At 73.6% G+C, this 15,381-nt stretch carries 5 protein-coding genes; all 5 read left to right on the forward strand.

What is annotated here, in order from left to right; genetic code table 11:
• Positions 1-69: 69 nt before the first annotated feature.
• Genes JQS43_RS08495 through JQS43_RS08515 form a run of 5 tightly spaced genes read left to right on the forward strand, consistent with a single transcriptional unit; the run spans position 70 to position 15,372 of the window.
• Positions 70-2,238 (forward strand): non-ribosomal peptide synthetase, encoded by a 2,169-nt coding sequence (locus JQS43_RS08495; protein WP_239678511.1) that lies wholly within the window; start codon positions 70-72, stop codon positions 2,236-2,238.
• Positions 2,225-3,505: a beta-ketoacyl [acyl carrier protein] synthase domain-containing protein gene (locus JQS43_RS08500; RefSeq protein WP_239678512.1), complete on the forward strand. Its 1,281-nt coding sequence runs from the start codon at positions 2,225-2,227 to the stop codon at positions 3,503-3,505. Before JQS43_RS08495 ends, JQS43_RS08500 begins: the two co-directional genes overlap by 14 nt.
• The gene (locus tag JQS43_RS08505) at positions 3,502-6,603 is read left to right on the forward strand and encodes a lantibiotic dehydratase (protein WP_239678513.1); all 3,102 of its coding nucleotides are present in this window, start codon (positions 3,502-3,504) and stop codon (positions 6,601-6,603) included. Before JQS43_RS08500 ends, JQS43_RS08505 begins: the two co-directional genes overlap by 4 nt.
• Entirely contained in the window at positions 6,596-10,015 is a 3,420-nt protein-coding gene (locus JQS43_RS08510; RefSeq protein ID WP_239678514.1) for an amino acid adenylation domain-containing protein, read from the forward strand. The genes JQS43_RS08505 and JQS43_RS08510 overlap by 8 nt, the downstream gene beginning before the upstream one ends.
• Entirely contained in the window at positions 10,012-15,372 is a 5,361-nt protein-coding gene (locus JQS43_RS08515; protein WP_239678515.1) for a type I polyketide synthase, read from the forward strand. The genes JQS43_RS08510 and JQS43_RS08515 overlap by 4 nt, the downstream gene beginning before the upstream one ends.
• Positions 15,373-15,381 lie beyond the last annotated feature (9 nt).

Consider the following 15,381-nt stretch of genomic DNA (forward strand, 5'->3'; position numbering starts at 1 on the left):
ACAACTGGCGACCGGCTTGTATACTTCGGCCATCCGTTTCGAAGTCACGGCGGCACTTTCTGTGCCCCCGTGAGGGCGCGTCTGGGCTTGGAGGTGTTGGTGCAGGCATGGCACACCGCCGCCAACGGAGCGCCGGTCGGCGCTGCCACGGTGGTGGAGTCCGGCCGGATGCCGGCGACGCCGATCCACTTCCCCTATCGAGACGCCACGCTGGGTGCCGCCTTCGCCGACGTCGCCCGGCGCTACCCGGGCCGGCCGGCGGTGCTCGGCCCGGACCGCTCGGTCACCTATCAGGAGTTGGCGGCGGCGGCTGGCGGGATCGCCGAGCGACTGCGCGCGATCGAGACCGGCCACCCGGCCGACCGGCCCGTCGACGTCTCGGGCGCTGACCCGCGCGGGCCGGCGCTCGCCGGGCGCTTCGACCTGGCGCCTCGAGTGGGGCTGCTGCTGTCGCACGGCGAACCGATGATCGCCGCCATCCTCGGCGGGCTCGCGGCCGGCTGGTGCTACGTGCCGCTCGACCCGACCTATCCACCGGAGCGACTGCGGGTGATGGCCGCCCAGTCGGGGCTGTCGGCGATCGTGACCCACAGCTCGCTGCGAGAGCTGGCCGCGGCGGTGGCCGAGCCCGTCCCGGGCGCGGTGGTGATCGAGCTGGACGAGGTGGCGCCCGGCCCGCTGGAGATCACCGAGGTAGCCGCGGAACAACCGGCCTATATCCTCTTTACCTCTGGCTCGACTGGCCGACCCAAAGGCGTCACCCACGGCCACCGGAGCGTGTTGCACGGTCTCGGTAACCATATCGAGAATTTTGCCCTCCGACCGGCCGACCGCACCAGCCTGGTGACCCCGTTCAGCTATGACATGTCGGTCAGCGACCTTTACGGGGCGTTGCTCGCTGGGGCGGCGGTGGCCCCGGTGGACCTGCGGCGCGACGGTTTGGCCAGGCTCGCCGACGCGCTCGCGCGGGCGCGGGTGACCATCTACCACTCGACCCCGACGGTCTTCCGGTACCTGGTGGACTATCTGATCGAGACCGGCGGTCCGGAGCATCGGTTGCCCGATGTGCGGACCGTGCTGCTCGGCGGCGAGCCCGCCACCCGGGACGACCTGAACCTTGTGCGCCGTCACTTCGCGCCCGACTGCCGATTGGTCAACGGCTATGGTGCCACCGAGGTGAGCTTCACCGTCCAGCTGCATCTGCCGGTCGGGGCGGAGCCCCCCGGCGATCCGGGCAGCCAGGTGTTGCCGATCGGCACCCCGCTCGCCGGTTACCAACCGGTGTTGCTGGATGGGGCCGGGCAACCGATGCCGGAGACCGAGTCGGGGCCGGGCGAGCTGGCGATTCGCAGCGACTACCTGGCATTGGGGTACTGGGGGGAGCCGACCCAGACCGCGGAGCGGTTCCTCGACAGCGGCCGGCTCTATCGCACCGGTGACCTGGCGGAGCGGCTGCCGGACGGGACGCTGTGCTACCGGGGCCGGGTGGACCGGCAGGTGAAGGTCAACGGCCACCGGGTCGAGCTGGGCGAGGTGGAGGCGCAGTTGGCGGCGCTGCCCGGGGTGGCGCGGGCGGTCGCGGTGGCCCGGCCCGCGGCGACCGCCGGCCCGGCCGGCGGGGTGCAGCTCTACGGCTATGTGCAGCCGGCCCGGGGGGTGGCGACCGAGGCGCTCGACCCGGCCCGGCTGCGCACCGACCTCGCTGCCCAGCTCCCGTCGGCGTTGCTGCCGCACCGGGTCGTGGTGGTCCCGGCGCTGCCGTTGACGATCTCCGGCAAGGTCGATGTCCGTGCGTTGCCTGACCCGACCGCCGTCCCGGCGCCGGTGCCGGTGCAGTCCCGCCCGGTCGGGCGTACCGAAGATCTGGTGGCCCGGGCCTGGTGCGACGTCCTCGGGGTGGCCGCGGTGGGCCGGCAGGTGACTTTCTTCGACGCCGGCGGCGATTCGTTGTCGCTGAACCGGTTGCAGTACCGGCTGACCGCGGTCACCGGGGTAACCGTGCCACTGGTCCGGTTGTTGGAGTATCCCACGGTCGCGGCCATGGCGGCCCATCTCGACTCCGGCGCTACCGCTGGCGCCCGTTCGTCCGTGGTGGACGATGCCGCCGCGGCTCCGGAGGTCTCCGCGCTGGATGCGGTCGCTGGCCGGATGGCGCAACGCCGCGGTGCCCGTAGGGCCCGCAGCGAGCAGGAACGGCAGCGGGGGCGGAACGGAAGGTGGATCGGTGACCGGAGATGAGACGTCGTACGGGGATGAGATCGCGATCGTCGGCATGGCCGGGAGGTTCCCCGGCGCTGGTGATGTGGGCGCCTTCTGGACCCAACTGCTCGACACAGTAGATAGTACGGGGCAGCCGACCCCGTGGTTGACCGAGTTCGACCCTGACTTCTTCGGCTTCACTCCGGCCGAGGCGGTGGCGACCGATCCGCAGCACCGGATGTTCCTGGAGCTCGCCTGGCAGGCGTTGACCGACAGCGGCCACGACCCGGCCGCACCGCCAGGGCCGGTCGGAGTCTTCGCGTCCGCCTCCGCCAACCAGTACCAGAGCCTGCGGGTCGCGGCCGGCCGTGACCCGGCGCCGTTCCAGTCGGCCGACCACCTGCCGGGCCAGGTCTCCTACCGGCTGGGCCTGACCGGCCCGGCGGTGGCGGTGCAGACCGCCTGCTCCGGTTCGCTGGTGGCGGTCTGCCTCGCCGCCCAGAGCCTGCTCGACTTCCGCTGCGATGTGGCGATCGCCGGCGGGACCAACGTCGACCTGCCGGATTATCGGCACCCGAGCGACGGGCTGCGGTCACCGGACGGGGTATGCCGGGCGTTCGACGCGGCCGGGCAGGGGTCGGGGTTCGCCAGCGGTGGGGGCGCGGTGGTGCTGCGGCGCCTGGCGGACGCGATCGCCGCCGGCGAGTCGGTCTACGCGGTGCTGCGGGGCTTCGCGGTCAGCAACGACGGCGCCAACCGGGGCGGGTTCGCCGTCCCCGGGGTCGACGGCCAGGCCGCCGCGGTAGCGGAGGCGCTCGCCGTGTCCGAGCTGGCCCCCGACCAGGTCGGCTACATCGAGGCGCACGGCAGCGGCACCCGGCTCGGGGACGCCATCGAGGTGGCGGCGCTGCGCCGGATCTTCGACGACCGGGTGGCCGGGCCGGTGGCGCTCGGCTCGGTGAAGACCAACCTCGGCTATCTCGACGCGGCGTGCGGGATCACCGGCCTGATCAAGACGGCGCTGGTGGTGGGCCAGGGCATGATCCCCGCGAACCTGCACTTCCGGGAAGCCAACCCGGAGATCGATTTCGGCCCGTTCGTGGTGCCGACCAAGACCACCCCGTGGCCGGAGCAGCCGCCGGGCACGCTCCGGGTGGCTGGGGTGAGCGCGTTCGGCGTCGGGGGCACCAACGCCCACGTCGTGGTGGCCCAGCCGCCGACGCCGGGCTGGTCGCGGCTGCCCACCGCCGCACAGCCCTTCTCCCGGCAGCGCTGCTGGGACGACGCGGTGGCGGTGGTGGCATGAGCTGGTTCCGCACTCCGCAGCCGCGGCCTACCGCCCGGGCCTTACTAATCTGCCTGCCGCCGGCGGGCGTCGGTGCCGGCAGCTTCGCCGCGTGGCCGGACGCGATCGGCGACGCCGCCGAGGTACGCGTGCTGCAGCTACCCGGCCGGGAACAGCGGATCGCCGAGCCGGCGGAGGTGGATGTGCCGGCGCTGGTCGCGGCGTTGGCCGGGGAGGTCGACCGGCCGTACGCGCTGTTCGGTCATTCGATGGGCGGGCGGCTCGGCTTCGAACTCGTGCGTGGGCTGATGGCGGTGGCCGGGCCGCTGCCGAGCGTGCTCTTCGTGGCCGCCTGCCGGGCGCCGGACCTGACCGGCCAGGGCCCGCTGGACGGGTTGTCCCGGCTGCCCGATGACGAGCTGCTGTCCCGGTTGTCGGAGCACGGCAGCCTGCCGCCGGCCGTCGCCGCTGATCCGCAGCTGCGAGAGGTCTTCCTGCCCACGCTCCGGGCCGACTTCGCTTGGATCGACAGCTACCAGTTCACGCCCGGTGCCCCGCTGCCGGTGCCGATCGTCGGGCTCGCCGGGCTGGGCGATGCCGCGGTGCCGGTAGCCGAGGTGGCGGCATGGCGACGCCACACCAGCGCCGGGTTCACACTGCACCAACTGGACGGTGGGCACTTCTTCCCCCAGCAGCGGCTGCCGGAGGTGGCCGAGCAGGTGCGCCAGCACCTGACCGGCGTCGCCGGTGCTGGTTTGGCCGACGCTGCCGGACCGGCTGGCGGGGGCGCGACCGCCGGCGCCGGTGATCGGGAGGTGCTGACGGGCTGGTCGGTGTGGCGCGACGCGCTGCTGCGCACCACCGGTTTCCCCGCCGACGGGCTGGACCAGTTGGTCACGGCCGAGTGCGCCACGGCCGCCGACTCCTACCTCGTGGCCGGTACCGAGGAGCACGCGACGCAGCTCGACAAGCAGCTGGCGGTGGCGCAGGCGGAGGGGTCGGCACAGATCCGGAAGATCGCGGCGGACCCCCGGTTCCGGGAGGCGGTCACCTGGCAGACGCCGAGTGTGCTGGCGACCCTGGACGGTCTGGTCGCGGGCGACAAGTATCGCCCGAGCGTCGCTCGGCACCGGGAGCTCACGGTGGTGCGGTACTGGCAGCGTTACTGCGCCAAGAACGAAACCATCGGCTTCTTCGGGCCGGTCTGCTGGGCCCGGATCGACGGTGGCCAGTCCGAGGCGATCCAGGTGCGACCGGGGCCGGGGCTGTTGCAGGAGCGGCGGGTGTCGTTTGAGTCGTGGGCACTGGCCGAGTTCGGCCAGCGGCTCGCCGCAGACCCGGAGATCCGCCGGTGGCTGCGGCCGGTCCGGCAGCCGCACCTGCACCTCGCCGACGGCGCGGTGATCGCGCCGCCGCGCCCGCCGGAGCGGCTCTCCCGACCGGAGTATCTAGCCCTGTCTGCCTGCGACGGTAGTCGTACCGCCGACCAGGTGGTGGCCGAGCTGGCGCTGCCCCGCGCGGCCGACGGCCTGTTGCTGCTGGAACGGCTGGCCGAGCGGGGGCTGCTGCGGTGGGATGTCGACCTGCCGATCGGGCCGCAGGCGGAGTCGGTGTTGGCGGACCGGATCGCCGGCATCGGCGATGAGCCGGTGCGGGAGCGCGCCCGAACCGGCCTGGACCGGCTACGGGCGGCTCGGGGCCGGGTGGCAAGCGCAGCCGGAGACCCGACCGCGTTGGCCGGGGCGCTCGCCGCGCTCGACGGGGAGTTCACCGAACTGACCGGCCAGCCGGCGCAGCGCCGGCCGGGGCAGAGTTACGCCGGTCGACGGGTGTGCTTCGAAGATACTGCCCGTGATCTGACCGTCGCTTTCGGAGAGCCGCTGCTCGCCGCGCTCAACGCGCCGATGGGGTTGCTGCTGCGCGCCGCGCGCTGGCTCTGCGCCGAACTCGCCGCCGCGTACGGGTCGGCGCTGCGGGAGCTGTATGAGGAGTTGGCCACCGGCCCGGGTGACGAGGTCAATCTGGCCGAGCTGTGGTTCCTGGCGCAGGGCATGCTCTTCGGGGCGGCCGAGCGGCCGGTCGACGCGGTGGTCGGCGAGTTCCAGCGGCGGTGGGCTGAGTTGCTGGGGCTGGCCCAGGCGCCAGCGGGCACCCGGGTGCTACAGCTGCGCGCCGAAGAGCTAGCCGGCCCGGTGGCGCGGGTCTTCCCGGACCGCGGGACCGGCTGGTCGGCGGGCCGGTTGCACAGCCCCGACCTGCAGATCTGTGCGCCGGACGTGGCGGCGGTCAACCGGGGCGAGTTCACCGTGGTGCTCGGGGAGCTGCACGTCGGGTGGCCGGTCTTCGACAACGCACTCTTCACCGGGTTCCATCCGCAGCCGGAGCGGCTAGTGGCGGAGCTCGCCCGGGATCTCGGGCCGGATCAAGTGCGGCTGCTCTATCCGCCGGACTGGCCCCGGATCGGGGGTCGGCTGGCGCCGACCCTCGCCGCACCGTCTGACCGGCAGCTCGGGTTCGCCCCCGCCCCCGGCGCGGACCGGCGACGGTTGATGCCGGCCGCCTCGATGCGGGTCCGGCCGGCGCCGGGTGGAGGTCCCGCCAGCGGGCCGGCCGGGGGTGAGGAGCTGCGGGTGGTCACCGCCGACGGCCGGGAGTACCCACTCCTTGAGGTCTTCTCTCGGCTGTTGGCGCTGCACACGCTCGACTCGTTCAAGTTGCTCGACACCCGGGCGCACACCCCCCGGGTGGCGGTCGACCAGTTGATTGTCAGCCGGGAGACCTGGCGGACCACGGTCGCCGAGACCGGGCTGGCCGAGGCGGCGGGGGACCGGGAGCGGTTCCTGGCCGCCCGGCGGTGGCGGCGCCGACTAGGCCTGCCGGAGCAGGTCTTCTTGCGGATCGGCACCGAGACCAAGCCGATCTATGTGGACTTTCGCAGTGTGCTTTATGTCCGGTCGCTGGCGACCTTCGCGCGGGCCGCAGCGGCGGAGGGCGGCGGCGAGGTGGCCGTGGTGGTCAGCGAGATGCTGCCTACGCCCGATCAGGCCTGGGTGCCGGACGCCGCCGGCAACCGATACTTCAGCGAGCTGCGGCTACACGTGGGGGAACCCGATGCTTGAGCAACCGGCGACGTTGCCGGCGCTGGTCCTGGCCCAGGCCCGGGCTCGCCCCGGTGACCCGGCCGTACGCCAATGGTCGACCGTGCTCACCTACCAGGAGTTGGTGAGTCGGGCGGCGGCGCTGGCCGCGAACCTGAGCCGGCGTGGTGCCGGGCCGGAGCGGGTGGTCGGAGTCTGCGCACGGCGGACCCCCGAGCTGGTGGTGGCGGTGTTGGGGGTGCTGCTCTCCGGCGCCGGGTATCTACCCCTGGACCGGGCGCAGCCGCGCCAGCGTTGCCGCAGCATCCTCGCCGACGCCGGGGTGGAGCTGGTGGTCGCCGACGCGGCCGGTCGGGAGCTGCTGGGCGAGGACGCCGCCGAGTTCCTGCCGGTGCCGGCAGCCACGTCGCTTGTGGATCCCGGGCTGCTGCCGGCGGGGCCAGCGGCCCCGCTCAACGTCGCGCACGTGATCTACACCTCCGGTTCGACCGGCGCGCCGAAGGGGGTGCTGACCAGCCACCGCAACGTCGTGGAGTTCGTCACCGGTTGCCGCCGGTGGCTGCCCGGGGTGGGGCCGCAGATGCGCACCCTCGGGGTCAACTCGTTGAGCTTCGACGCCGCGACCTTCGATGTGTATGTCACCCTGGCGCACGGCGGGTGCGTGGCGTTGGCGGGCGACAGCGACCGGACCGATCCGGCGCGACTGCAGCGGTTCGCCGCCGAGCACCAGGTCACCTGGGGGGTGGTGACCCCGGCGGTGCTGGGGTTGCTCGACCCAGCCGGGTTGCCGGAGTTCGCGGTTGCGCTCTCCGGCGGCGACGTGGTGCCGCCGACGCTGGTCGGGCCCTGGACGAGCCAGCCCGGGCACCGTTTCTTCGATGTCTACGGACCTACCGAGGCCACTGTCTGCCAGGTGGTCAAGGAGCTGTCGGGCAGCTGGCAGGAGCCGCTACCGATCGGTGCGCCACTGCCGAACCACCGGGTGTACGTACTCGACGAGGCCGGCGCGCCGGTGCCCACCGGGGAGGTGGGGGAGCTCTACCTCAGCGGGGCCGGCATCGCCCGCGGCTACCTGGGCCGGCCAGGGCTGACCGCCGCCCGGTTCCTGCCGGACCCGTTCGCTGGTGAGCCGGGGGCGCGGATGTACCGCACCGGCGATCTGGTGCGTCAACTGCCCTCCGGCGACCTGGAGTATCTCCGCCGGCGTGATGGTCAGCTGAAGGTGCGCGGTCAGCGGATCGAGCTGGCGGAGATCGAGGCGGTGCTGCGGGCACACCCGGCGGTCGGCGACGCGGCGGTAACCCCGGTCGACGGCCCCGACGGGGTGGAGCTGGCGGCCTTCGTGGCGCCGGAGAGCGCGCCGGACCGGTCGGCGCTGCGGGAGTTCGCCGGGGAGCGGGTGCCCGCGGCGATGGTGCCCCGGTTCGTCGAGCGGTTGCCGCAGCTGCCGCTCGGCGCCAGCGGCAAGGTGGATCGGAGCACGCTGCGGGAGTGGGCGGGGCGGCTGGTCGAGGCGCCCGCTGTGGCCGATGGCGACTCGCTGGCGGCGCTGTGGCAACGCGTGCTCGGTGGCCCTCCACCGGAACCGGCGGCGGATTTCCTCGCCGCGGGTGGCCATTCGGTGGCCGCGATGCGGCTGGTGGCGGCGATCCGGGAGCAGCTCCGCCGGGATGTCAGCGTCGAGGATGTCTTCGCCGCCCGCACTCTGGCGGCGTTGACCGTGCGGGTCGCGGCGGCGGCGGGGCTCGCCGCTGCGGAGCTCACCGGGGGGCACCCACCGGCGTTGGCGCCGTCGCAGCGCCGGATGTGGTTCCTCGACCAGCTTGCCCCGAGGCTCACCGCTTACCACATCGTCTTCGCGGAACGGCTGCTCGGTGAGCTGGACGTGGCCGCGCTCGGCAGCGCCCTGGCCGCCGTAGCGCAGCGGCAGGACATTCTGCGCTGGCGGATCGCGGACGCCGGGGGCGAGCCGTACGCGGTCTGCGACCCACCCGGTGAGGTCGCGCTGGTGGTGGAGCCGGCCACCGAGGCGGAGCTGCCGGAGTTGGTGGCGGAGCTGGCGGCGCACCCGTTCGACCTGGCGAAGGGGCCGCTCTGGGTGGCCCGGTTGTTCCGGTTGGGCGAACGGCAACACGTGCTGGCGCTGGCGTTTCACCACTCGATCGTGGATGGTTGGTCGCAGACTCCGCTCTACGCCGACCTCTCCGCCGCCTACCGAGCCGCGTTGGCCGGCGAATCACCGCAGCTGGCGCCGCTGCCGTACGGTTACGCCGACTACGCCGACTGGCTGGCGCGCCGCGACCAGCGCGCCGGCAGCGCCGATCGAAGCTGGTGGGCCGATCACCTCGCGGGCGCACCCACCACACTCGACCTGCCGCGGGATCATCCGCGGCCGCCGGTGCAGCGGTACGCCGGAGCGCTGGTGACCGCGCGGTTGGGCGACGAGGCAGCGATCGGGGCGCTCGCGCGGCAGTGCGGGGCGACCGTGCCGCAGCTGGTCCTCGCCGGGCTCGGCCAGGCGCTCCGGCGGCTCACCGGCGGGACCGACCTCGTGGTCGGCGCCGTGCACGCCGACCGTCGGCTGGCAGCCATGCAACCGGTCGTCGGGTTCTTTGTGGATATCGTCCCGCTCCGGTTGCGGATCGCCGACGACCGCAGCTTCGCGGACGCGGTGCGGGCCGCCCGGGACGAGTTCCTCGCCACCACCGGCCACCCCGCCGCGCCGTTGGAGCGGATCGTGGAAGACCTCGGCGTGGCGCGGGACCCGAGCCGGTCACCGCTGATCCAGGTGATCTTCAACGCGTACACCTTCGGCAGCCCACAACTGGCGCTGCCCGGGGTTACCGCCTCGCCGGTGCCGGTGGCGCCGCCCGGGTCGCCGTTCGACCTCACCGTCTACCTGCTGGAGCGGGACGGTGAGCTGGTGCTCGACCTGCTCTACAACCGGGATCTGTACGACGCCGACCGGATGAGCAGGCTCGCCGCCGATTTGCCGGCGCTGCTGGCGAATCTGGTCTCCGCCCCGGACCGGCCGGTGGCGGAGGTCCCGGGCGAGTTCCGCACCGACCGGGTGCCGGAGGTGGCGGCGGTGACCCCGGCGCCGGCCGGTGGTCCGGTCCTGCCCGCCGACCCGGTCACCCCGACCGAACGGCTCGTCGCCGATGTCTGGCGGCAGGTGCTCGGACTCACCGCGGTCCGGGCCACCGACAACTTCTTCGACGTGGGCGGACACTCCCTCGCCCTGGTCGCGGTGCAGCACCGGCTGGCCGAGCTGACCGGCCGGTCGCTGCCGGTGGTCGATCTGTTCCGTTACCCCTCAGTCCGCGCGCTCGCCGCCCACCTCGATGGCGACGCGCCCGATCCCGAGTTGTCCCGGGCCGCCCAGGTAGCCGCGGCCCGACGATCCCGTAGCCGACGCAGGAGGCCGACATGACCGACGAGCACAGCGTGGAACCGATCGCGATCGTAGGGCTCGCGGTCCGGGCCCCGGGGGCGGCCGACGCGCAGGAGTTCTGGCGGAACCTGATCGACGGCCGGGAGTCGGTGCGGGAACTGTCCCGGGAGGAGCAGCTCGCGGCCGGGGCTACCGAAGCGGATCTGAGCAATCCGAGCTGGGTGTCGGCCGCGCCGGTGCTCGATCAACTGGAGCACTTCGACGCCGAGCTGTTCGGGATGACCGCCCGGGAGGCGCAGCTGGCCGACCCGCAGCATCGGTTGTTCCTGGAGAGCGCCCACACCGCGCTGGAGGACGCCGGGTACGACCCGGCCCGGTACCCGGGTTCGATCGGCGTGTACGCCGGCAGCGGCCATGTCCGTTACGAGTGGCTGAATCTGCGTACCAACCGTTCGCTGTGGGCCGGTGACGCCGGCCAGCTCTCGGTGACCACAGTGAACTCGCCGGACTATGTGGCGACGCAGGTTTCCTACCGGATGAACCTGCGAGGGCCGAGCTTGACCATCCACACCGCCTGCTCGACCTCGCTGGTGGCGCTGCACCTGGCGTGTGAGGCGCTCCGCAACGGAGAGTGTGAGCTGGCGCTGGCCGGTGGGGTGTCGGTGGAGCTGCCGCACCGGGTCGGCTACCTGGGGATGGAAGGCTACGTCTCACCGGACGGGCACTGCCGGCCGTTCGACGCCGACGCCGCCGGCACGGTCTGGGGTTCCGGGGCCGGGGTGGTGGTGGTGAAGCGGCTCGCGGACGCGATCGCCGACGGTGACCGGATCCGGGCGGTAGTGCGCGGCAACGCGGTCAACAACGACGGCACCAGTAAGGTCGGCTTCTCCGCGCCGAGCGTCTCCGGCCAGGCGGCGGTGATCGCCCAAGCGGTCGAGGTGGCCGACATCGACCCCCGCAGCATCACCTATGTCGAGGCCCACGGCACCGGCACCGCGCTCGGCGACCCGATCGAGGTCGCCGCGCTCACCTCGGTCTATGGTCCCCGCTCCAGCGACCGGCAGTGGTGCGCGATCGGTTCGGTGAAGTCCAACATCGGGCATCTGAGCCAGGCCGCCGGCATCGTCGGGGTGGTCAAGGCGGTGCTGTCGCTGGAACACGGGATGATCCCGCCGTCGCTGCACTACGAGCGGCCGAATCCGGAGATCGACTTCGAGCAGAGCCCGTTCTATGTGGCGAGTGTGCCGGCGAAGTTCGAGCCGGCTGGCGGGCCGCGTCGCGCCGCGGTGAGTTCGTTCGGCGTGGGCGGCACCAATGCCCATGTGGTGTTGGAAGAGGCGCCCGTGCCGGAGCCGGGCCGGGTGGCCCCGGCCCGCAGCGCCGAGGTGCTGCAGCTCTCCGCCCGGACGCCCAGCGCGCTGCAGACCGCCGCCCGGCAGCTCGCTGACCATCTCGCGCAGCGGCCGGAGCTGCCGCTCGCCGACGTGGCGCACACGTTGCGGGTGGGGCGCACCGCTCGGGCGCACCGGGCGGCGGTGGTCGCCACCGATGCCGGAGACGCCGTCACCGGCCTGCGTTCCGGCAAGCGCCTGGTCACCGGTGTGGCCGGGGAGCCGCCGCGGGTGGCTTTCCTCTTCTCCGGCCAGGGTTCGCAGTACGCCGGGATGGGGGCGGAGCTGTACGGTGCCGAGCCGGCGTTCGCGGCAGCGGTCGACGAGTGCCTGGCCGTGCTGGGCCCGGACTTTCGGGAGTTGCTCTTCGACCCGGCCGCCGCGGAACGGCTGCAGGAGACCCGGCACACCCAGCCCGCCCTCTTCGTACTCGAGTACGCGCTGGCGATGTTGTGGCGGAGCTGGGGAGTCGAGCCGGCGGCGATGCTCGGACACTCGGTCGGCGAGTACGTAGCAGCCACCCTCGCCGGGGTCTTCCGGCTGGCGGACGCGCTGCGACTGGTGTCCCGGCGCGGGGAGCTGATGCAGTCGGTCCCCGCCGGGGCGATGCTGGCGGTGCCACTGGCAGAGTCTGATGTGTCTGGTCGGCTGCCGGCGGAGCTGGTGGTGGCGACGGTCAACGGCCCGGGTACGTGTGTGGTGGCTGGGCCGACCGAGGCGGTGGCGCAGTTCGCCGAGGCGCTGCAGGCCGACGGGGTGGGTGCCCGCCGGCTCCGTACGTCACACGCCTTCCACTCGCCGATGATGGCGCCGATCCTGGCCGACTTCGAGGCTGCGGTGGCCGCCGTACCGAGATCGGCCCCCCAGGCAAGGTTCTGGTCCAATGTCACTGGTGCGCCGATCACTGACGAGCAGGCGACCGACCCCGGGTACTGGGCGGCGCACCTGCGGCAGCCGGTGCGGTTCGGCGACGCGGTGGCGTCGATCCTGGCGCAGGCCGGCGGCGGGCCGTGGCACTTTGTCGAGTGCGGGCCGGGCCGCCAGCTCGCCGGCCTGGTCCGGCTACAGCTCGCCAAGGGCCAGCCAGCACCGTTGCCGAGCCTGCCCTCGCAGCCGGGCAGCGAACTAGCCACGCTCTACGCGGCCGCCGGCCGGCTGTGGACCGCGGGTTCGCCGGTGACGCTGGACGCCAGCGCAGCCGGCCGGCGCCGGGTGGCGCTACCGACCTACCCGTTCGAGCGCCAGCGGCACTGGTCGGACCCGGACCCGGTGACCGGGGACGGCGCGGGCGGGGCCGGTGCGCAGAGCGCTGGTCGGCGCGGCGCCGACGAGGAGGTATCGGCAGCCGCCGGACCGCTGCCGGTGCCGGACCGGTTCGCGGTGCCGACCTGGCGGCAGCTGCCCGGCGCGCCGGCCGACCAGCAGCTCGGGGCCTGTGCAGTGGTGGTCGCCGGGGCGCGGGGGCGGGCGTTGGCCGCGGCGCTGCGATTCGGTGGCGCAGCGGTCACCGAGTTCCCGCCGGGTCAGGAGCCGGCCGCGGTGGCCGCGGCGTCGCACGTGATCCACGCGACCGCTCTCGACGGCGCCCCGGTCACCGACGTCTCCGGTGGCTGGGCCGCCCAGCAGGAGGGTTTCTTCAGCGCGCTGGCGCTGGTGCAGGCGGTCGCGGCCCGGCCCGAGGCCGCCGGCCCGATCCGGCTCGACCTGATCACGAGCGAGACCGAGGACCCGGTCCCGGGCGGGCTGCGCCGGCCCGAGCACGCCACGTTGGCCGGCGTGGCCCGGGTCGCGCCGCTGGAGGTCGCCGAGCTGGCGGTGCGGCGGATCGACACCGGCCCGGAGACGGCGGCCGATGAGATAGTCGGCGAGCTGCGCCGCGCCGCGCCGGACCCGGGCGAGCCCGCCGCCGAGGTGGCGCTGCGCGCCGGTCGCCGTTGGGCGCTGCGCTACGAGCAGGTCAGTCTCCCCGGCGGCGAGCCGCGGCTACGCGAGGGGGGCGGCTACCTGATCACCGGCGGGCTCGGGGGCATCGGGATCACCATCGCCGAGGACCTGGCCCGGCGTACCCGTGGCGAGCTGCTGCTGGTCGCGCGGACCGGGCTGCCGCCGCGGGACCAGTGGCAGGAGTACCTAGCCGAGCACGGCCTCGGCGACCGGACCGGCCGGGCGATCGCCGCGATCCGCCGGATGGAGCGCGCCGGCGCCACCGTGCACGTGCGCGCCGTGGACATCACCGACCCGGAGCAGCTCCGCGAACTCCGGCGGTCGGGACCCCTGCAGAGTCTGCACGGGATCGTCCACGCCGCCGGACTGCCCGGCGGCGGCCTCGCCGAGGTCCGCCAGCGCGCCGACGCCGAGGCGGTGCTCGGGCCCAAGCTCGCCGGCACGCTCGCGCTGCGCGCCGCCTACGGCGACCTGGCGCTGGACTTCGTGGTGCTCTGCTCTTCGGTGACGGCGGTAACCGGTGGGTTGGGGCAGCTCGACTACTGCGCGGCGAACGCCTTCCTGGACGCCTATGCCCGCAGCGAGCACGGCTGGTCGACCCGGGTGGTCTCGGTCAACTGGGGTGGTTGGTCGGAGGTCGGGATGGCCGCGGAGGTGGCCGCACCGGAAGGGCTGCGGGCCAGCGACGCCGCGGTCACCCCGTTGTCCCACCCGGTGCTGACCGCCCGTACCTCCCGCAGCGTCTCGGGCCGGATCAGCGCCGACAGCCACTGGCTGGTCGACCAGCACCGGATCGCGGAGGTGCCGGTGGTGCCCGGCACCGGTCATGTGGAGTGTGCCCGGGAGGCGCTGACCCAGCTGCTGCCGGCGCCGCAGCCGGGGCAGGTGATCTCGTTGCAGGACGTGGTCTTCACCGAACCGCTGTCGGTCCCCGCTGACCTGGCCGCGCGCTACCAGGTCGATGTCTCCCCGGATGGTGAGTTCCGGATCAGCAGCGGGTTGGCTGGCCGGCAACGAACCCACGCGCAGGGGCGTGGCCAGTGGGTCACCCCGCCACCGGCGGCCGGCGTCGACCTCGCCGCGGTCACTGCCCGGTGCACCAGGGCCGGCGCACCGGCGGCCGGCGAGCGCGGCAGCATCGTCTCATTCGGACCTCGGTGGGACTGCCTGCGCGAGGTGTACCGCGGCGACCGGGAAGAGTTGGCCCGGTTGGAGCTGCCGGCGGCAGCCACCGGTGACCTGGCCCGGTGGGGCCTGCACCCGGCGCTGCTCGACGTCGCCACCTCGTTCGGTTTCCGGGCAGCCGAGGGCACCTACCTCCCGATGGGGTACGGCCGGGTGCTGGTGCGGGCGCCGTTGCCGGCGGTCTGCTTCAGCCATCTCCGCTACCACCCCGACGGTGGCGAGGTGATGAGCGCGGAGGTCACGCTCGTCGACTCGGACGGGCAGGTGCTGGTCGAGATCACCGACTTCATGCTGCGCCGCATCGATCCGGCCGCGGTCAGCGCCGGGCTCACCGCGCCCGCCAGCGTGGCCCTCGACGCCGCCGCCAGCGGTGACGCGATCAGCCCCGAGGAGGGCGCCGAGGCGCTGCGGCGACTGCTGGCCGCCGATCTCGGCCCGCAGGTGGTGGTGGCCGCCAGCCCGTTGGCGGTGTTGCGGGAGAAGACCCGCCGGCTGGACACCGAGACCGCCGCCGCGGCGGCCGGCGCCACCGGCGACGATCCGGCGGCCGGGTCGGTGTCGACGGACGAAGCCGGCTACGACGACGGATATGTGGCGCCTCGGACGGAGCTGGAGGCGCAGCTGGCCGAGGTGTGGAGCTCGGTGCTCGGGGTGTCGCGGGTCGGCGCCGAGGACGACTTCTTCACGCTCGGCGGCAACTCGCTGGTGGCGGTGCAGCTGATCGCCCAGGTGCGCAGCGCGGTGCGGGTGAAGCTGCCGATGCGCAGCCTGTTCGCCCACCCGACGGTGGCGGGGATGGCCGAGCAGGTGGAGTCGTTGCGGAAGCCCGAGGCTGCCGGCGGCGAATCGCAGATCACCCGAATCCAACGCGGCTGACCAGAGTAG

It is taken from the genome of Natronosporangium hydrolyticum (assembly GCF_016925615.1).
Lineage (GTDB): Bacteria > Actinomycetota > Actinomycetes > Mycobacteriales > Micromonosporaceae > Natronosporangium > Natronosporangium hydrolyticum.

Coding starts and splice junctions, on each gene's coding strand:
- JQS43_RS08515 (WP_239678515.1), top strand. CDS start 10,012: ATGACCGACGAGCACAGCGTGGAACCGATCGCGATCGTAGGGCTCGCG.
- JQS43_RS08510 (WP_239678514.1), top strand. CDS start 6,596: ATGCTTGAGCAACCGGCGACGTTGCCGGCGCTGGTCCTGGCCCAGGCC.
- JQS43_RS08505 (WP_239678513.1), top strand. CDS start 3,502: ATGAGCTGGTTCCGCACTCCGCAGCCGCGGCCTACCGCCCGGGCCTTA.